The organism is Cryobacterium sp. TMT2-10, assembly GCF_004403075.1.
Lineage (GTDB): Bacteria > Actinomycetota > Actinomycetes > Actinomycetales > Microbacteriaceae > Cryobacterium > Cryobacterium shii.
The window spans coordinates 1-19,032 of sequence record NZ_SOGW01000003.1; the positions used below are offsets into that span (position 1 = coordinate 1).

General features: G+C 69.8%; 17 protein-coding genes. 10 read left to right on the forward strand and 7 right to left on the reverse strand.

Annotated elements, in window-relative coordinates:
- Positions 1-55 precede the first annotated feature (55 nt).
- Positions 56-1,807 carry a phospho-sugar mutase gene (locus E3T37_RS00075; RefSeq protein WP_134364857.1) on the reverse strand — a complete coding sequence of 584 codons (1,752 nt, stop codon included), beginning with the start codon at positions 1,805-1,807 and terminating at the stop codon, positions 56-58.
- Between the two features lie 212 nt (positions 1,808-2,019).
- Positions 2,020-2,847, reverse strand: coding sequence for a purine-nucleoside phosphorylase (locus E3T37_RS00080; protein ID WP_134364858.1), 828 nt, complete (start codon positions 2,845-2,847; stop codon positions 2,020-2,022).
- A 188-nt stretch (positions 2,848-3,035) separates the two neighbouring features.
- Here E3T37_RS00080 and E3T37_RS00085 point away from each other — a divergent pair, with 188 nt between their 5' ends.
- A complete protein-coding gene (locus tag E3T37_RS00085) occupies positions 3,036-4,472 on the forward strand; it encodes an NAD(P)H-quinone dehydrogenase (RefSeq protein WP_134364826.1) in 1,437 nt (478 codons plus the stop codon).
- A 113-nt stretch (positions 4,473-4,585) separates the two neighbouring features.
- Here E3T37_RS00085 and E3T37_RS00090 read toward each other — a convergent pair whose 3' ends face one another.
- Both E3T37_RS00090 and E3T37_RS00095 read right to left on the reverse strand, forming a co-directional pair.
- The gene (locus E3T37_RS00090) at positions 4,586-6,355 is read right to left on the reverse strand and encodes a biotin carboxylase N-terminal domain-containing protein (protein ID WP_134364827.1); all 1,770 of its coding nucleotides are present in this window, start codon (positions 6,353-6,355) and stop codon (positions 4,586-4,588) included.
- Positions 6,356-6,465: 110 nt separating this feature from the next.
- Positions 6,466-7,119, reverse strand: coding sequence for a nucleoside triphosphate pyrophosphatase (locus tag E3T37_RS00095; RefSeq protein WP_134364828.1), 654 nt, complete (start codon positions 7,117-7,119; stop codon positions 6,466-6,468).
- 64 nt (positions 7,120-7,183) lie between these two features.
- On the opposite strand from E3T37_RS00095, the gene E3T37_RS00100 reads away from it, so the two are divergent.
- Genes E3T37_RS00100 through E3T37_RS00115 form a run of 4 tightly spaced genes read left to right on the forward strand, consistent with a single transcriptional unit; the run spans position 7,184 to position 11,567 of the window.
- The gene (locus E3T37_RS00100) at positions 7,184-8,497 is read left to right on the forward strand and encodes a class I SAM-dependent RNA methyltransferase (protein WP_134364829.1); all 1,314 of its coding nucleotides are present in this window, start codon (positions 7,184-7,186) and stop codon (positions 8,495-8,497) included.
- A gap of 55 nt (positions 8,498-8,552) precedes the next feature.
- Positions 8,553-9,278: a response regulator transcription factor gene (locus tag E3T37_RS00105; protein ID WP_134364830.1), complete on the forward strand. Its 726-nt coding sequence runs from the start codon at positions 8,553-8,555 to the stop codon at positions 9,276-9,278.
- 28 nt (positions 9,279-9,306) lie between these two features.
- Positions 9,307-10,560 carry a sensor histidine kinase gene (locus E3T37_RS00110; RefSeq protein WP_160141093.1) on the forward strand — a complete coding sequence of 418 codons (1,254 nt, stop codon included), beginning with the start codon at positions 9,307-9,309 and terminating at the stop codon, positions 10,558-10,560.
- Positions 10,557-11,567, forward strand: coding sequence for a hypothetical protein (locus E3T37_RS00115; RefSeq protein ID WP_134364832.1), 1,011 nt, complete (start codon positions 10,557-10,559; stop codon positions 11,565-11,567). The genes E3T37_RS00110 and E3T37_RS00115 overlap by 4 nt, the downstream gene beginning before the upstream one ends.
- Before the next feature lie 266 nt (positions 11,568-11,833).
- Here the strand turns inward: E3T37_RS00115 and E3T37_RS00120 are convergent, their stop codons facing one another.
- On the reverse strand, positions 11,834-12,070 hold the full coding sequence (locus E3T37_RS00120; RefSeq protein ID WP_134364833.1) for an acyl-CoA carboxylase epsilon subunit: 237 nt from the start codon (positions 12,068-12,070) through the stop codon (positions 11,834-11,836).
- Positions 12,071-12,079: 9 nt separating this feature from the next.
- Entirely contained in the window at positions 12,080-13,693 is a 1,614-nt protein-coding gene (locus E3T37_RS00125) for an acyl-CoA carboxylase subunit beta (protein ID WP_370262634.1), read from the reverse strand.
- 192 nt (positions 13,694-13,885) lie between these two features.
- Here E3T37_RS00125 and E3T37_RS00130 point away from each other — a divergent pair, with 192 nt between their 5' ends.
- A complete protein-coding gene (locus E3T37_RS00130) occupies positions 13,886-14,728 on the forward strand; it encodes a biotin--[acetyl-CoA-carboxylase] ligase (RefSeq protein ID WP_134364835.1) in 843 nt (280 codons plus the stop codon).
- 6 nt (positions 14,729-14,734) lie between these two features.
- Positions 14,735-15,292: a PH domain-containing protein gene (locus tag E3T37_RS00135; RefSeq protein WP_241976233.1), complete on the forward strand. Its 558-nt coding sequence runs from the start codon at positions 14,735-14,737 to the stop codon at positions 15,290-15,292.
- Here E3T37_RS00135 and E3T37_RS00140 read toward each other — a convergent pair.
- Positions 15,269-15,850, reverse strand: a complete 582-nt coding sequence (locus tag E3T37_RS00140) for a GtrA family protein (RefSeq protein ID WP_134364836.1) — start codon at positions 15,848-15,850, stop codon at positions 15,269-15,271. The two genes, E3T37_RS00135 and E3T37_RS00140, sit on opposite strands and share 24 nt — an antisense overlap.
- 123 nt (positions 15,851-15,973) lie before the next feature.
- Here E3T37_RS00140 and E3T37_RS00145 point away from each other — a divergent pair, with 123 nt between their 5' ends.
- From E3T37_RS00145 to E3T37_RS00155, 3 genes are all read left to right on the forward strand, one after another.
- Positions 15,974-17,110: a 5-(carboxyamino)imidazole ribonucleotide synthase gene (locus E3T37_RS00145; RefSeq protein WP_134364837.1), complete on the forward strand. Its 1,137-nt coding sequence runs from the start codon at positions 15,974-15,976 to the stop codon at positions 17,108-17,110.
- A gap of 86 nt (positions 17,111-17,196) precedes the next feature.
- Positions 17,197-17,664, forward strand: a complete 468-nt coding sequence (gene purE / locus E3T37_RS00150; RefSeq protein ID WP_134364860.1) for a 5-(carboxyamino)imidazole ribonucleotide mutase — start codon at positions 17,197-17,199, stop codon at positions 17,662-17,664.
- Positions 17,661-19,022: an LCP family protein gene (locus E3T37_RS00155; protein WP_134364838.1), complete on the forward strand. Its 1,362-nt coding sequence runs from the start codon at positions 17,661-17,663 to the stop codon at positions 19,020-19,022. The genes purE and E3T37_RS00155 overlap by 4 nt, the downstream gene beginning before the upstream one ends.
- Positions 19,023-19,032: the final 10 nt, after the last annotated feature.

The window sequence follows — 19,032 nt, forward strand, 5'->3', positions numbered from 1 at the left end:
GTCGAGAGTGCCCGTTCCAACGGGCACTCTCGACCGGAACGGCCACAGTGGCGGGCTACTTGATCAGTTCGCGCATGCCCCGGTCGAGTTCGGCGAGGGTCTCCTCGGCGGCGGCCTTGCGCTCGGCGACGGATCCGTTGGTGCTGCTGGTGTCGAGGTAGACCTTGAGCTTGGGCTCGGTGCCGCTCGGGCGCACCATCACGCGGGAGCCGTCGGCGAGCCGGATCCGCAGCACGTCGCTGGGCGGCAGGCCGTTGAAACCGGCGGCGAGGTCGTCGATGTGGTCCACCGCGATCCGTCCGACGAAGGCCGGGGGGCTCTCCCGCAGCCGGGCCATGACTCGTTCGATCTCGGTCAGGTCGGTGACCCGCACCGAGATCTGACCGGATGCGAAGTGGCCGAACCGTTCGCTGAACCGGTCGAGGTGCTCGGCCAGGGTGACACCCTCGGCCTTGAGGTCGCTGACCAGGGACAGCAGCGCGACTGCCGCGGAGATGCCGTCCTTGTCCCGCACGGTGCGCGGGTTCACGAGGTATCCCAGCGCCTCTTCGAAACCGAAGATGAGGCCGGGGGCGCGGGACACCCATTTGAAGCCGGTGAGGGTGTCGGTGAACCGCAGCCCGTAGGCCTGAGCGACGGCCTGCAGGGCGGGGGTGGAGACGATGGAGCAGGCGAGCGTGCCCGTGGCCCCGCCGTGGCCGGGCGCACCGGACGCGATCTCCGCGGCCCGCCAGCCAAGGAGGGCCCCGACCTCGTTGCCGCTGAGCCGGCGGTAGCCGCTCGCGGTTCCCTCCTGCGGGATGGCGATCGCGAGCCGGTCGGCGTCGGGGTCGTTGGCGATGATCAGTTCCGCGCCGACCTCCCTGGCCGTCTCGTAGGAGAGGTCCATCGCGCCGGGTTCCTCCGGGTTGGGGAATGCGACGGTGGGGAATGCGCCATCCGGAGCGATCTGGGCGTCGACCAGGGTCGGCAGGTCGAAACCGGCCGCCTCGAGCACGCGCCGGGTGGTGTCCCAGCCGACGCCGTGCAGCGCCGTGTAAACCGTGGTCACCTGCGCGCGCGGCGGGTGGGCGATGCTCGCGGTCTCGTCGATGTAGGCCTGCACGACCGACTCGGGGGCCGTCTCGTAAGGGGCCCGGGGCAGCTGCGGAACCTGCTGCTCGGCGGCGACGCGCAGGATCTCGGCCGCGATGGCCGCGTCGTCGGGTGACACGATCTGGGAACCCTGGTTGGCGCCGCCCAGATAGACCTTGTAACCGTTGTCGTTCGGGGGATTGTGCGAGGCGGTGACCATGACGCCGGCGCCGACGTCGAGGTGGCGCACCGCGAAGGCGAGAACGGGCGTAGGGAGCAGGCGGGGGAGCAGGATGGCGCGCACCCCGGCCCCGGCCATCACGGCGGCCGAATCGGTGGCGAACACCTGGGAGTTCTTGCGGCCGTCATAACCGATGACGACCGAGGGGACCCGGTCCGGCGGCGTGGTCTTGATCAGGAAGGCGGCCAGACCGGCGGCGGCCTGGCAGACGAGCACGCGGTTCATCCGATTGGAGCCGGCGGCGATCGCGCCGCGCAGGCCGGCCGTGCCGAAGGCGAGGCGGTCGTCGAAGCGGGAGTGCAGCTCGGCCAGGGCGCCGGCGTCGCCGTCGGCGACCCCGCGGAGGAGGGCGCGCAGTTCGGCCTGGGTCTCCGGGTCGGGGTCCTGGTTCAGCCAGGCGCCGGCCGTGGCGACCAGGGTCGAGGTTGCATCCGTTGCGCCCGTGCCGGCGTTGCCGGACGGGTCAGCCGGCTGAATGGTGTCCAGCACCATCGTGTTCGGCAGGAGCGCGTCGTTCGCCGCGTCGGTGCCGGCGTCTGCGTCTGCGTCTGCGGTGCTCTCCGAGGGGGTGGAGTGCCGGCCCCGGGCCGTCGCGTCGGTCTCGCCGGGGTTGCGGGCATCCGTGTTCAGAGCATCCGTGTTCAGGGCATTCGGGTTGTTGACGCCGTCCGGGTTGATGCCGTCGGCGCTCATGTCGGCGAGGCTCACAGTGCGGCCACGATCCGGGCGAGCAGCGCGCTGATGACCGGTTCGGCAGACTTGCCGGCGTCGAGCACCTCGGCATGGCTGAGCGGCTCCGTCTGGATCCCGGCCGCGAGGTTGGTGATCAGGGAGAGGCCGAGGACCTCCATCCCGGCCTGGCGGGCCGCGATGGCCTCCAGCGCCGTGGACATGCCGACGATATGGCCGCCGATGACCCTGGCCATCTGCACCTCGGCCGGTGTCTCATAGTGCGGCCCGCGGAACTGGCAGTAGACGCCCTCGTCGAGCGTCGGGTCGATGGTGCGGGCCAGGTCGCGCAGCCGGCGGGAGTACAGGTCGGTCAGGTCGACGAACGTCGCACCCTCGAGCGGTGAGTCAGCGGTGAGGTTGATGTGGTCGCTGATCAGCACGGGCGTGCCGGGCGTCCAGGTCTCACGGATGCCGCCGGCCCCGTTGGTGAGGATCATGGTCGTCGCGCCGGTGGCGGCAGCGGTGCGCACACTGTGCACCACCCGGCGCACGCCGTGGCCCTCGTAATAGTGCGTGCGGGCGCCGATCAGGAGCGCGCGCTTGCCGCCGGGCAGCAGCACCGAGCGGAGCTTGCCGGCGTGCCCGGCGAGGGCGGGAGCGCTGAAGCCCGTGATCTCCTCGGCGTCGAGGGTGTGGGTGGTCTCGCCGATCAGGTCGGCGGCGCGGCCCCAGCCGCTGCCCAGGGTCAGGGCGATGTCGTGGCGGGCGATGCCCGTGGCCTCGGCGATCTCCCGCGCGGCGGTCCGTGCGACGTCGAACGGATCGGTTTCGGGAACGTCGAGCGGATTAATGTCGGTCATCAGCATCCCGTCATTCTAATTGCTCCTCGTTTTCGGCGGCGTGCCCGTGACTGATTCGACGGAGATTCTGCGATTTTAGGGCCGAAAACGGGCCTGAGCGTCAGATTCCGTGCATATCTCCGTCGAATTGGTTCGGCCGGGGAGGGGCTCGGTTGGCGGGGGCCGCCGCGAGACGGGAGAATATGAGCATGGCCTACGAGTTCGAACGCAAGCAGCGCATCGCTATCCTCGGCGGAGGGCCTGGCGGGTACGAAGCCGCCCTCGCCGGCGCCCAGCAGGGGGCCGAGGTCACCCTCGTCGAGCGCGTCGGGGTCGGCGGTTCCGCCGTGATCACGGATGTCGTCCCCTCCAAGTCCCTCATCTCCACCGCCGAGGCCACCAACTCCATCGGCGAGGCCACCGACCTCGGCGTGCAGCTGTTCGTGCGCAACGAGCTGGGCAAGCCGGCCCGCCCGGAAGTGGCCATCAACCTCGCCGCGGTCAACAAGCGGCTCCTGGCCCTGGCCCGCCAACAGTCCGAGGACATGAAGGCGACGCTGATGCGCGCCGGCGTGAACCTCGTCAGCGGCCACGGCCGCCTCGACGGCACCAGCGGTCTGATCGTCTCGACGGCCGAGGACGGCTCCGGCATCGACTTCGACCGGATCGAGGCGGACACGATCGTCGTCTCCGTCGGCGCGACCCCGCGCATCCTGCCGACCGCGATCCCCGACGGCGAACGCATCCTCAGCTGGACCGAGCTCTACAACCTGCGCGCGGTGCCCGAGCACCTCATCGTGGTCGGCTCCGGCGTGACCGGCGCCGAGTTCGCGTCCGCCTATCGCGCCCTCGGCGCCCGGGTCACGCTGATCTCCAGCCGCGACCAGGTTCTGCCCGGCGAGGACGCGGACGCGGCCGCCGTGATCGAGAACGTCTTCAAACGCAACGGCATGGTCGTGCTCAGCAAGTCCCGCGCCGCCTCGGTCGTGCGCACGGAGACCGGCGTGCTGGCCACGCTCTCCGACGGTCGCACGGTCGAGGGCAGCCACTGCCTGATCGCGGTGGGGTCCATTCCGAACACGGCCGGGATCGGGCTCGAGGAGGCGGGCGTGCAGCTCACTGAATCCGGGCACATCCGGGTGAACCGGGTCGCGCGCACGTCCATCCCGAACATCTACGCGGCCGGCGATTGCACGACGGAGCTGCCGCTGGCATCCGTCGCCTCGATGATGGGGCGCACCGCCGTGTTCCACGCCATGGGCGACGCGGTCAAGCCGATCGAGATTCGCAACGTCTCGGCCAACATCTTCACCCAGCCGGAGATCGCCACCGTGGGCTGGACCCAGAAGCAGATCGAGGACGGCCTCACCCGCGGCATCATCCACAAGCTGCCGCTCTCGTCCAACCCGCGGGCCAAGATGATGGGCATCAAGGACGGCTTCGTCAAGCTGTTCGCGACCACGACCACCGGCACCGTGATCGGCGGCGTGATCGTGGCGCCCAAGGCGAGCGAACTGATCTTCCCGCTGGCGCTGGCCGTGGAGCACCGGCTCACCGTCGACGAGGTCGCGATGGCGTTCCCGGTCTACCCGTCGCTGACGCACTCGATTTCGGATGCCGCCCGCGCCATGCACATCGTGCAGTAGCCCCGGGCCGCGGCGAGATCTTCGCCGCGTCACACCAAAAAAACCCTCGTTCCCGGAACGAGGGTTTTTTTGGTGCGACTGAGCGGAATGGAGCCGAGACCTGAGGCCGGGCGTCAGGCGTCGAGCACGGCCATCAGCAGGAAACCGGATGCCACGGTGGCGCCGATGACGGCGCCGACGGTGCCGACCACGCCGTCCTTGTGGGCGGTCAGCGGCTGCTCCATCTTCATGGCCTCGAGTACGAGCAGCAGGTCGCCCTTGACGACGCTGTCACCCTCGGCGACGGCCAGCTTCACGATGGTCGCCTGCATCGGGGCGTGCACCGCATCGCCCGTCGCCGTCTGGATCGAGTGGGAGCCTCCACGGCGCCGGGGCGCGGGGCCGGCCGTGTTCTCGGAGCCCGTGCCGGGGAGCAGCCGCACGGGTAGGCTGACCTCGATCCGGCGGCCCTCCACCTCCACGACCACGTTGTGGCGTTTCTGGGGACCGGTGAGTTCTTCCGGGGAACCGTTCCACGGCTCGATGTCGTTCTGGAACTCGGTTTCGATCCAGCGGGTGTAGATCGAGAACGGCGCTCCGTCGGCCGGTGCGAAGGCGGGGTCGCGCACGATGCGGCGATGGAAGGGCAGCACGGTCGGCAGGCCGGCCACTTCGAACTCGTCCAGGGCCCGGCGGGAGCGCTCGAGGGCCTCTTCCCGGGTGGCTCCGGTCACGATCAGCTTCGCCAGCAGGGAGTCGAACGACCCGGAGATGACGTCTCCGGCCTGCACGCCGCTGTCGACGCGCACGCCGGGGCCGCCGGATGGCTTGAACACGTGCACGGGGCCGGGGGCGGGCATGAAGCCGCGGCCGGCATCCTCGCCGTTGATCCGGAATTCGAAGGAGTGCCCGATCGGTTCCGGGTCGCCGTAGGTGAGGTGCCCGCCCTCGGCGAGACGGAACTGCTCGCGCACCAGGTCGATGCCGGTCACTTCCTCCGACACGGGGTGCTCGACCTGCAGCCGGGTGTTGACCTCGAGGAAGGACACCGTCCCGTCCTGGCCGATCAGGAATTCGCAGGTGCCGGCGCCGACGTAGCCGACCTCGGCGAGGATCGCCTTGGAGGCGCGGTACATCTCGTCGCGTTGCGCGTCGGTGAGGAACGGCGCGGGCGCCTCCTCGACCAGCTTCTGGTGGCGGCGCTGCAGTGAGCAGTCGCGGGTGGAGACCACCACGACGGTGCCGTGGGCGTCGGCGAGGCACTGGGTCTCGACGTGGCGGGGCTTGTCCAGGTATTTCTCGACGAAGCATTCGCCGCGGCCGAACGCGGCGACGGCCTCGCGGGTGGCGGAGTCGAAGAGTTCGGGAACCTCTTCCCGGGTGCGGGCGACCTTCAGGCCGCGGCCGCCGCCGCCGAAGGCGGCCTTGATCGCGACCGGCAGGCCGTGCAGGTCAACGAAGTCGAGGACCTCGGAGGCATCCACGACCGGGTTGAGGGTGCCGGGCGCCATCGGTGCGTGCACCCTCTCGGCGACGTGCCGGGCGGACACCTTGTCGCCGAGCTTCTCGATCGCCTCGGGGGAGGGGCCGATCCAGATCAGGCCGGCGCCGATGACGGCGCGGGCGAAGTCGGCGTTCTCGGCGAGGAACCCGTAGCCGGGGTGCACGGCGTCGGCGCCGGACCGCCTGGCCACCGAGAGGAGCTTCTCGATCACGAGGTACGTTTCCGCGCTCGTGGTGCCGTCGAGCCCGTAGGCCTCGTCGGCGAGGTGCGAATGCATCGAGTCGCGATCCTGGTCGGCATAGACGGCGACCGAGAGGATCCCGCTGTCCTTGGCGGCGCGGATCACCCGGACGGCGATTTCGCCCCGGTTTGCGATGAGGACCTTCGTTATTGGGGGCACAGTGCCCTAGCTTATGGCGCTCGGCCCCCTCGGTTTTGGTTCTCTCCCACAAAAAGAGGGGCGATAAAAGTGCGGATGCCTACAATCGGGTGCCAAACGGGTGCCGCAGGTCAGTTCGAGGGGCGGTTCCACAGGCTCGGCCAGGAGTGACCGAGCCGGTTCACGAGCCGCCGCAGCGTCGGGAGGGAAAGCCCCACGACGGTGGAGGGGTCCCCGTCGATGTGGGTGATGAAGGGCGCGCCGAGGCTGTCGATCGTGAACGCGCCGGCCACGAACAGGGGCTCGCCGGTCGCGATGTAGGCGTCGAGCTCGGCATCCCCGATATCGTCGGCGAAGGTGACGTCGGCGACCGCGACGGCCCCGACGGCCTGCCCGGCCACGCCGTTCGTGTGGTCGATCAGCCAGTGGCCGGAAAACAGCTGCCCGGTGCGGCCGCGCTGCAGCTGCCAGCGTTCACGGGCCTTCTCGCTCGTGTGCGGCTTGCCGTAGATGACGTCGTCGATCACGAAAACCGAATCGCCGCCGAGCACGAGGCCGTCCCCGATGTCGCCCGCCCGGGTCAGCGCGAGGGACACGGCCTCCGCCTTCGCCCGGGACAGCAGCTCCACCACCCTGTGCGGGGTGAGGGGCGCGCCGCTGTGCCGGGCGGCTTCGGCCGCCACGGCATCCTCGTCCACGTCGGGGGCCAGGGTTACGGGTTCGACGCCCGCCGAGCGCAGCAGCATGAGCCGTGCCGGAGACGTGGACGCCAGGTAGAGGCGCATGGTTTCCCTTCGTGCGTGGGGGTGAGGCTCGTGCAGGGGATAAGCGGTGTGGGATCATCGATGAATGGGCACCAGCAACGACAACCAGGCAGACCAGAGCGGGCACTCCGCAGAAGTGGGCGCGGAACTCGAACTCGACGTCACAAACGTAGCTCACGGCGGCATCTTCATCGCCCGGCATGAGGGTCGCGTGGTCTTCGTCAGCGACACCATGCCGGGGGAGCGTGTGCGCGCCCGGCTGACCTCGGCCAGCCACAAGAGCTTCTGGCGGGCCGAAACGGTCGAGGTCCTGACCGAGGCGCCCGAGCGCCAGCCGCACATCTGGGCGTCCGCCGCGCTCGAGCGCGACCCGGACGACCGTGCCGGCGGCGCGGAGTTCGGCCACATCGAGCTCGGCCACCAGCGCGAGCTCAAGCGCCAGGTGCTGGCCGACGCCCTCAAACGGATGGCCGGCATCGAGTCCGAGGTCACGGTCGAGCCCGTCCAGGTGGGCCGCAACGCGTCCCCCGGCGACGCCGCCGACGGCACGGGCTGGCGCACGCGCGTGCGCCTGCACGTCGACGAGGACGGCTTCGTCGGCCCCTACGCCGCCCGCTCCCACCGGGTGATCCCGGTCGGGGACCTGCCGCTCGCCGACCGGCTGCTGGAGGCGGCCGCGCCGCTCGACCAGCGTTTCAAGGGCGCCGCAGCCGTCGATGTCGTCGCGCCCAGCCTGGGTTCCGTGCAGGTGCTCGTGGCCGAGCAGGACGCGGCGGGCAAGCGCCGCCCCACCCCGCGCACGCTCATTCGCGAGGTCGTCGGGGAGCGCGAGTTCCGACTCGACGCCGCCGGCTTCTGGCAGGTGCACACCAGCGCGGCCGAGACCCTCTACCGGGCGGTGCAGGACACCATCGACCCCGACGAGTTCGACCCGCGGGCCGCGAACCTCGACCTCTACGGCGGGGTCGGCCTGCTCGCCGCCGCGGTCGGCGACCGGTTCGGCCACGACTTGCGCATCACCTCGGTCGAGAGCGACGCCCAGGCCACCGACTTCGCCGCCGAGAACCTGGCCGAATGGGTCGGCGCCAGTGTGCAGACCTCCCGGGTCGACCGGTTCCTCAGCGGCCTGGTGCGCGATTCCAGCGCCGCCGAACGGGCCAGGCAGAACGCGGCCACGGTCATCCTCGACCCGCCGCGCGCCGGTGCGGGCAAGGAGATCATCGACCAGCTCGGGGCGCTCGGCCCGCGTCAGATCGTCTACGTGGCCTGCGACCCGGTCGCGCTGGCCCGAGACATCGCGCTCCTCGCCGGGCACGGATACACCCTGCGCACCCTGCGCGCCTTCGACCTGTTTCCCAACACCCACCATGTTGAGAGCATCGCGCTGCTGTCCAGATAGCTATCGTTGACCTGTATGACGTTGACCTGTACGACAACGTGAGGATGTAGGACCCATGACCGACCCGACCACACCCGTGACCGCGGCCACCCTGCCCGAGGGCGGCATCGTCCTCGACCACCCCGTGCGGGTCGGGATCGCCGACGACCACGAGTCGGTGCGCCTGGGCATCAAGGCCGCCTGCGAGAACGTCGGCTTCGAGGTCATCTTCACCGCTCCCACCGTGCAGGAACTCATCGACGGGATCAACGGCCGCCCGGTCGACGTCATCGTGCTCGACCTGTCGCTGGGCGACGGCTCGCGCGTCACCGACAATGTGCATCGGGCCCAGAGCACCGGGGCATCCGTGCTGGTGCACAGCATCGCGGACCGGGTCGCACTGGTCAGGGAGGCGCTCGCGGCCGGAGCGGCCGGGGTGATCCCCAAATCCTCGCCCACGACGACCGTGATGGCGGCGGTGGCATCCGTCGCCCGCGGCGACGTGCTCAACAACCTCGAATGGGCCACGGCCATCGACGCAGACCGTGACTTCGCGAAGGCGCAGTTGGGTCGACGGGAGCGCGACGTGCTGCACCTCTACGCCTCCGGCCTGCCGCTGAAGATGGTCGCGATGCAACTCGGCATCGCGCACTCGACCGCCCGCGAATACCTCGACCGCATCCGCGTGAAGTACATCGAGGTCGGCCGGCCGGCGCCCACGAAGGTGGACCTGCTCCGCCGAGCCGTCGAAGACGGAATCCTGCCGGGCCTCGACCCGGACGGCGGGGATGCTCGCGGCTGACACTGCGGGCGGGCTCGGGCACGCTCCCGTGCCTCCCACAGAACTCGACCCCCACGGCTCCGACCTGATCGCCGGCCCCCGTCAGCCGCGCAACCCGATCAGTCGCACCCGGATCGAGGTGGTCGTATCCCGCGCCCTCGCCGGCGTGGGGGTGGTTTTCGCGCTTCAGGCGATGCCCATCATGTTCGCGCAGGCCCCCGAACGGCTGCCGATCATGGGCTTCCTCGCGCCGGTGCTGCTCGGCCTGTCCCTCGCCGCCGTCGTCGTGGCGGCCGTCACGAAGACGGCGGTCCGGGCGGCCACCGGCACCGTCGCGGTGTTCTACCTGGGCGCGCTCATCGCGTGGCCCCTGCTCATGATCAACCCGAACCAGGTGCTCGACGGCAAGCCGTGGCTCTGGTACATGTGCACCATCGCGACCGCCTGTGCGGCGGTCGCGTTCCCACTGGCCTGGGCCGCCGTGTACACCCTCGCGGTGCCGGTCGTCTACGGAGTCATCCGGTCCCAGCCGTCCGGCGGCGGCGCCGACGTGCTCCTGTCCTCCCTCGACGCCGTGTACGCGATCCTCCTTGGCGAGGTCATCCTGATCATCATCTTCATGCTCAGGCAGACGGCGGGCGCCGTGGACGCGGCGCAGACGAACGCATTGCACCAGTACGCGAACGCTGTGCGGCAGCACGCCACCGAAGTCGAACGCGTGCAGGTGGACTCGATCGTGCACGACAGCGTGCTCGCCACGTTCCTCGCCGCCGCGGCGGCGGGCGGCCCGAAGGCGTCGGAACTGGCCTCCGGGATGGCGGCGGATGCCCTGAACCGGCTCAATGAAGCGGCCCTGGTGCCGGCCGGTGACGACAGTCTGGTGCCGTTCGGCGAGCTGGCAGCGCAGATCCGTGCGGCGGCCGAGCGTTTCCCTGTCCCGTTTGCCGTCACCGAGTGCCAGATCGAGTCGCTCCGCCTCCCGGTGCACGCGAGCGAAGCGATCCTCGCAGCGAGCGTGCAGGCCATGGTGAACAGCGTGCAGCACGCGGGGACGGCCGAGTTCACACCCGATCGCACGCTGACCCTGAGCGCGAACGCCCAGGGCGGCTGCACCGTCACAATCGCGGATTCCGGCGTGGGCTTCGACCCGGCCGCGGTGCCGGCCGAACGGCTGGGCCTGCGCATCTCGATCCAGGACCGTGTCGCCAGCGCCGGCGGGTCGGTTGCGGTGTGCTCCGAGATCGGCCGGGGCACCACCATCACCATCGAATGGCCGCCCGCGCCCGCGAGGCACGCGTCATGATCACCGTGCCGCGCGGCCTCGTGCTCTCCCTGGCCGCCCTCTTCTCCACCTACCATGTCCTGCTCGGCATCTATTCTCTGAACCAGCCGCGCACGCCGGGGCCGGCAGTCCTGGCGATCGTCGTCTACTTCGTCGCGACCGTGCTGAGCCTGTGGCCCACGAGCCCCATGCGGATGCCGCTGTGGCTGGCCTTCTTCAACGTCGCGGTCTGCGCCATGATCCCGCTGCTCGTGGTCAGCCAGCTGGACGGGTCCGTGGACAACGGTTACGCCACCTGGTACGTCGCGGCGGTCGGAACCCTGATGACCATCACGGCCACCCGGCGGCAGCCGGCGCTCGCCTGGGTCGGCGCCGGGGCGTTGGTGGTGCACACGGTCGTCTGGGCCGGTCCGGCGGCCCTGGGGTCGATGGGCGTGATCGGAAGCGTCGTCTGGGTCGCGGTCGCCGTCATTCTCGCCCGCGCGCTGGCCAAAGCGGGCCGGGACGCCCGGCAGTACGCCCTGGCCGAACGGGAGGCGACCGAGTGGCAGGCCGCCCAGGAGGCCCACCTCTACGAGCGCCAGGTGCGCCTGGCCCAGACCATCCGCCTGGCCGCGCCGATGCTGCGCCGCATCATCGACCGGGGCGGCGACCTGACCGCCGAGCAGCGCCAGGAATGCCGCTACCTCGAGGCCGCCGTGCGCGACGAGATCCGCGGTCGCAAGCTGCTCAACGACGCCGTGCGCGACCAGGTCATGGCCGCCCGCCGCCGGGGTGCGATCGTCACCCTGCTCGACGAGGGCAACATCGACGACATCCGCGGCCCCGAGCTCGAAACCGTCCTCAACACGCTGGCGGCCGCGATCGGCGGCACCACGGCCGACTCGATCATCGCGCGCACCGCCGGTGACGGATCCGCCACCGCGGTCACCGTCGTCGGACTCAGCAGCGCGGATGCCCGACTCAGCGCGCTCGGACAGGAATCGCCCGAACCCGAGGTCGACCTGTGGCTGGAGATCCCGCGCTGACAGCGAGCGGCCCGCGGGCTCGGTTCAAGCAGGGCCGGTCAAAGCGAAAGGGGACCAACCGTGAGGTTGATCCCCTTTCGACATTCCGTGTCAGGGCGACAACCCGAATGTCACCCTGACTCGCCCCCACAACTCGCCTGCTTACCCTAGTCGGCGAGATCTGGCTGTGAAGTTCTGAGAACCTCACCGGCAAGTTCAATCATGCTTGAACCGGAACCACGAAAAAAGTCGGCATTTAGGGGGACCGGCTGGGCCGGCATCCGTTCTCAGGCGGAGAAGCCGCGCCACCGGCCGTCGCCGGGCACCATCGGCGTGCGGATGCCGCGCTGGCTGCGCTGCCAGGCGCTCTGGCCTCGTGCCGGCGCCTGGCGCAGGCTGTCGTTCTCTTCCCGCATCAGGCCGTGCAGCACCGCCGACAGGGCCGCGGCCTCGTGCGGGGTGACGCCGCGGGTCAGGAAGCGCATCTCGGCGGCCGGGTCGGGGGAATTCGCTGGATCGGTCATGGTGCCCGCCTACAGCGGAATGTTCCCGTGCTTCTTGGGCGGCAGGCTCGCGCGCTTGGTGCGCAGGGCGCGCAAAGCCTTGGTGATCGCGACGCGGGTTGTGGCCGGCTCGATGATGCCGTCCAGCTCGCCGCGTTCGGCGGCCAGGAACGGGCTCGCCACGTTGTAGGTGTACTCGTTGGCCAGGCGGGTGCGCACGGCGGCGACGTCCTCATCGGCTGCCTCGGCCTTCTTGATCTCGGCCCGGTAGAGGATGTTCACCGCACCTTGGCCGCCCATGACGGCGATCTCCGCGGTCGGCCAGGCCAGGTTGATGTCCGCGCCGAGCTGCTTGGAACCCATCACGATGTACGCGCCGCCGTAGGCCTTGCGCAGGATGACCGTGACCAGCGGCACGGTCGCCTCCGCGTAGGCGTAGAGCAGCTTGGCGCCGCGGCGGATGATCCCGGTCCACTCCTGGTCGGTGCCGGGCAGGAAGCCGGGCACGTCGACCAGGGTGAGGATCGGGATCGAGAACGCGTCGCAGAACCGCACGAACCGGGCGGCCTTCTCGCCGGCCGGGATGTTGAGCGTGCCGGCCATGGCGCTGGGCTGGTTGGCGACGATGCCGATCGAGCGTCCCTCGACCCGGGCGAAGCCGACCACGATGTTCGGGGCGAACAGCGGCTGCGTCTCGAGGAAGTCGCCGTGGTCGACGATGTGCTCGATCACGGTCTTCACGTCGTAGGGCTGATTCGGGGAGTCGGGGATGATCGTGTTCAGCTTGAGGTCGGCATCCGTCGTCTCCAGCTCGATGTCGCTGTCGTACACGGGCAGGTCGGCCAGGTTGTTGTCCGGCAGGAAGCTGAGCAGGGTGCGGGCGTAATCGAGGGCGTCGGGTTCGTCGCTGGCCAGGTAGTGCGCCACCCCGGAGACCGTGTTGTGGGTGAGCGCGCCGCCGAGTTCTTCCATGCCGACGTCTTCACCGGTGACGGTCTTGATCACGTCGGGGCCGGTGACGAACATCTGGCTGGTCTTGTCGACCATGATCACGAAGTCGGTCAGGGCGGGGGAGTACACGGCGCCGCCGGCCGCGGGGCCGCAGATGATGGAGATCTGGGGGATGACGCCGGACGCGGCCGTGTTGCGGCGGAAGATCTCGCCGTACTTGCCCAGGGCGACGACGCCCTCCTGGATGCGCGCTCCGCCGGAGTCGAGGATGCCGATGATGGGCACCCCGGTCTTGAGGGCGAGGTCCATCACCTTGATGATCTTCTCGCCGGCGACCTCGCCGAGCGATCCGCCGAAGATGGTGAAGTCCTGCGAGTACACGGCCACCTGGCGGCCGTGGATGGTTCCGGTGCCGGTGACGACGGCGTCGCCGTACGGTCGCTTCTTCTCCATCCCGAACGCGTGCGTGCGGTGGCGCACGAACTCGTCCAGCTCGACGAAAGAACCCTGGTCGAGCAGCATGGCGATGCGCTCCCGGGCGGTCATCTTGCCCTTGGCATGCTGTTTCTCGATCGCGGCCTCACCGCTGGCCGTCACGGCTTCGTGGTAGCGCAGCTTGAGGTCGGCGAGCTTTCCAGCCGTGGTGTACAGGTCGGGGCCCGCAGCGGGCGAGTTCTCAGTCACGCCGTTCACTCTACCGGCCAGCCCCTGCCCCCGATCGTTGACGATTGTCTACAAAAACCGGTCGGTTTGCTGGTCGCTTCCCCTTCTCCCCGTGTTCTCCCCGCGGCCAACTCAGGAGAAACGCCCACTGGGCGGCCAAAAGAGGATGATTAGGCCCGGATTCGGGAGAATAGCCTGAGTTAGCCACGAGAAGAGGGCCGCATGGAGTTTCCGCTCAGCCGCGAGGTCGTACCGCGTTTCGAGTACCTGGCCGAGACCGGGTCGACGAACGACGAGCTCGTCGGCCACGCGGCGGGCACGGATGCCGCCGCCTGGCCCGACCTGTCGACGGTCGTCACCGACAACCAGACTCGCGGTCGCGGCCGATTGGGTCGCACCTGGCTGGCCCCCACCGGCAAATCCCTGGCCGTCTCCGTGCTGCTCCGCCCCCGGGTCGGGGGAGCCCCGCTGCCCGTCGACCACTTCGGCTGGTTCCCGCTGCTGGCGGGGGCGGCGATGACGCGCGCCGTGCGGGCGGCCGTGGAAGCCGGGCTCGCCGCCCGGGCCGCGCCGCCGGACGAGGACAGCCCCCGGCACGAGGTCACCCTGAAGTGGCCCAACGACGTATTGATCAACGGGTACAAAGTGTCCGGCATCCTCTCCGAGCTCCTGCCGGATGCGCGCGGGCTGGTGATCGGGACCGGCCTGAACGTGTCCCTCGACGAACACGACCTCCCCACCCTCACCTCCACCTCGTTGCAGCTGGTCACGGGCACTCCGCCCGACCCGGACGCCGTCCTTGCGCACTACCTGACCGAACTGCGGGTCCTGACGGCCGCGTTCGTCGCCGCGAATGGCGACCCGGTGCGAAGCGGGCTGCTGCAGGCGGTCACCGAGCTGTGCGGCACCCTCGGCTCCGTCGTGCGGGTGCAGCTCCCGGGCGGCACCGACCTGGTCGGCACCGCGATCGCCCTCGACCGCAGCGGCCGCCTGATCGTCGAGGACCAGGCGGATGGCGAGCTGCAGGCCGTCGCCGCCGGAGATGTCACCCACCTGCGGTATTAATGGGTTATGACAAAGTCAGCGGGGACCGGCACAGCCAGCGTGACGCCTCCGGCCGAATCGGTCGTGGCCCGGTTGCGTCCGCACGCCCGCGTGCTGTTCTGGCCGACCCTGTTCCTGCTGGCCGCCTGCGGTGCCACCGGCTACTACTACGGCTCGCTGCCTGAGCCCTGGCAGAACACTGCCCTGCTGGCCGGGGCGGTGGCCGTCGTGCTGCTGTTCTGGCTGCTCCCGCTCGTCTCCTGGCTGAACCATCGGTACACGATCACCACCCGGCGCATCATCTTCCGCCGGGGGGTCTTCGTGCGCACCCGCCAGGAGCTGCTGCACAGCCGCGGCTATGACGTGACCGTGCGCACGACCTGGCTGCAGTCGCTGGTGCGCTCGGGCGACGTGGTGATCAAAACCGGCCCGGAGCATCCGCTCGTGCTCAAGGACGTGCCTAACCCCGTGCTGGTGCAGCAGGTGCTGCACGATCTGATGGAACAGTCCCGCGCCCGGGTCGGCACCGTCGGTCACGACCAGTCGATCACCGCCGACCCATCACCTCTGTGGGGCCGTCGCTAGGCTCCCGGTGTCGGTACGGGCGGTGTCGGTACGGGCGGTGCCGGTTCGTGAGCCGTCGGTTCGTGAGCCGTCGTTCAGGGCCGTCGCGGCGCCCCGGCCCGCCTGGCGGACGGGGGAGAAGACCCAGTAGCGGTAGAGCACGAAGCGGAACACCGAGCCCAGGAACAGCCCCACCACGTTCGAGGAGATGTTGTCGGCGAGCACGCTGGTATACCCGAGCAGGTAGTGACTGACCCAGAGGCAGGCCAGGCCGATCCCCATGCCGGCCAGGCTGACGGCGAAGAACTCGGCCCCCTCGCGCATGGTCTTCGACTGGCGCGACGCGCCGAAGGTCCAGTACCGGTTGCCGATCCAGTTCGCGACGATGGCGAGCATGGTCGACACGATCTTCGCGTAGAGCGGCCCGGCGTGCACCAGGTCGGGGCTGAAAACGCTCGCGCGGAGCAGATTGAACACCGTGATGTCCACGACGAAGCCGACGAGCCCGACCGCGCCGAACTTGGCGACCTGGCCGGCGAAGGCCAGCAGCCGCGATCTTGTCCCCGTTGCTCTGGGCATGCATCCGTCCAGTCGATGGGCAAAGATAGAGGTGCGAAACTCGCAGTCTACGGCGCGGTCCAGTCTGTTGCCTGAGAAAACACTTACCGGGCAGTGAACGGTCGCGGAGGAATTGGGGCACGGATGAATACCACTGTTGGCGTGATCGGCGGCGGTCAGTTGGCCCGGATGATGATTCCGGCCGCGGTGAATCTCGGCATCGAGCTCCGGGTGCTGGCCGAGGGCGAGGGGATGAGCGCCGGCCTGGCCGCCGTGGAGGTCGGCGACTACCGCGACCGCGACGTCGTGCTGGCATTCGCCGAGTCCGTCGACGTGATCACGTTCGACCACGAGCATGTCCCGCAGGAGATCCTGCGCGAACTCGTCTCCCGCGGGGTGGCCGTGCACCCGGGGCCGGACGCGCTCCTCTACGCCCAGGACAAGCTGCTGATGCGGCAGCGACTGACCGAACTCGGCCTGCCGGTGCCCGACTGGGCCCGGGTGGAGACCGCCGCCGAGCTGGGCGAGTTTTTGGCCGGCCACGGTGGCCGCGCGGTGGTCAAGACGGCCCGGGGCGGTTACGACGGCAAGGGCGTGCGGCTGGTCAGCCACGAGCACGAGGCCGATGACTGGTTCGCCGCGCTCGCCGAGGACGGCAACGCGGGCGCCCTCCTGGTCGAGGAACTCGTCGACTTCCGGCGCGAGCTGGCCCAGCTCGTCGCCCGGCGGCCCTCGGGCCAGATCGCGGTCTGGCCGGTCGTGGAGACCGTGCAGAAGGGCGGCGTCTGCGCGGAGGTCATCGCCCCCGCGCCGGGGTCGGAGGGCCGGCTGGAGCAGCTCGCGGCCGACATCGCCGTGCGGGTCGCCGAGGGTGTCGGCGTGACCGGGATGCTGGCCGTCGAGCTCTTCGAGACCTCGGACGGACGGCTCCTGGTCAACGAACTGGCGATGCGCCCCCACAACAGCGGCCACTGGTCCATCGAGGGGTCCACGACGAGTCAGTTCGAGCAGCACCTCCGGGCCGTGCTCGACCTGCCGCTGGGGGCGACGGATGCCCGCGACCCCTGGACGGTCATGGTCAACATCATCGGCGGGCCGGGGGTCGGGGCGCTCTCGGAGCGGTTCCCGGCGGCGTTCGCGGCGCATCCGTCGGTCAAAGTGCACACTTACGGCAAGGCCCCGCGCCCGGGCCGCAAGGTCGGCCACGTCACCGCGGGAGGCTCCGATCTGGACGATGTGGTCTACCAGACGCGTGCCACTGCGGCGATCTTTCAGGACTGAGCCATAAGATCGACTCCGTGCCTGAGACTTCCTTGCCCGAAACCGCTTCGTCGGACGAATCCGTGACGCCCCTTGTCGGCGTGGTCATGGGATCCGATTCCGATTGGCCCGTGATGAGCGACGCCGCGCAGCTGCTGCGCGACTTCGGCGTGCCCTTCGAGGTGCAGGTCGTCTCGGCGCACCGCACCCCGGAGAAGATGATCGACTACGGCAAGACCGCCCACGCGCGCGGTCTCCGGGTGATCATCGCCGGCGCGGGCGGCGCCGCCCACCTGCCCGGAATGCTCGCGGCCGTGACCACCCTCCCGGTCGTCGGCGTGCCCGTGCCGCTCGGCCGCCTCGACGGGCTCGACTCGCTCCTGTCCATCGTTCAGATGCCGGCCGGCGTTCCGGTGGCCACCGTCTCCATCGGCGGCGCCCGCAACGCGGGCCTGATCGCCGTCAAGGTGCTCGCCACCGCAGACGACTCGCTCCGAGTCAAACTGCTCGACTACGCGGAGGCCCTCGCCGCCCAGGTCGAGCAGAAGAACGCGGCCCTCCAAGCGAGACTATGACGAGCGCCAGCAGCCCGATCCGGAGACCGGACCTCGGTTCCCCCCAGGTGATGACCAAGCGGGCCTGGTGGCTCGTGGTACTCAATTTCGTGCTGCCCGGCTCCGTTCAGGTGTTGGCCGGCAGCCGCCGCCTGGGCCGGTTCGGCCTGCGGATGACGTTCACGCTGATCACCCTCGCCGTCATCGCCGGCGTGGTGTACGTGCTCTGGCCGACGGTCGTCCTCACGGTCTTCACGAACTCGATCGGCCTGTGGGCGGCGGCGTTGCTGCTCGCGGTCTACGCCGTGGTCTGGCTGGTCCTCACCCTCGACACCCTCCGGCTGGTTCGGCTGGTGCGGGCCGTCCCCCGTTCCCGCCCGGTGATCGCGGCCCTCACGACCGTGCTGATGGTGGCCGTGGTCGGCACGGCGGGCTACGGCGCCTACCTGGCGACGACGGCCAGCGGGTTCCTGTCGTCGGTCTTCATGGCCGGCCCGACCGAACCCCCCGTCGACGGCCGTTACAACATCCTGCTGCTCGGCGGCGATGCCGGACCCGACCGCGACGGTCTGCGCCCCGACAGCATCTCCGTGGTCAGCATCGACGCCGAGACCGGCCAGGCCAGCATGATCGGCCTGCCCCGCAACCTCGAGGACGTCCCGTTCTCGCCCGGGCCGCTGGCCGACCTGTACCCGGAAGGGTACGGCGCCATCGACGGCTGCGAGGTCGACGCCTGCATGCTGAACTCGATTTTCACCGAGGTCGAACTGAAGAGCCCGGAGATGTACCCCAAAGCGGTCGATCAGGGCAGTGAGCCCGGAATCGAAGGCATGCGCGACGCAGCCCAGGGCGTGACCGGGCTGACGATCCAGTACTACGTTCTGATCGACATGCAGGGCTTCTCCGACCTCGTGGACGCCCTCGGCGGGGTCGACATCACCGTCGACCACCGGGTACCGGTGCACAGCGACGACACCTTCACCAAAGTCGCGTTCTGGTTCGAGCCGGGCAGGCAGCATATGGACGGCTACCACGCACTCTGGTACGCCCGCTCACGCCACGACACGAGCGACTATGACCGGATGGTGCGGCAGCGGCAGGTGCAAGAGGCGATCCTCGCGCAGGCCAACCCGGCCAACGTGCTGTCGAAGTTCCAGGCCGTGGCATCGGCCGGGTCCCAGGTCGTGAAGACCGACATCCCGCAGGGCATGCTTGGCTATTTCACGAACCTCGCGTCCAAGACCAAGAAGCTGCCGATCAAGTCGGTCGAACTGGTTCCCGACAACAACGTCGACCCGGAGAATCCCGACTACGACGTCATCCGCAGCCTGATCCAGGAAGCCCTGGCCCCGCCCGCGACCGACGCCCCGGCCCAGTAAGGGGCCGCCG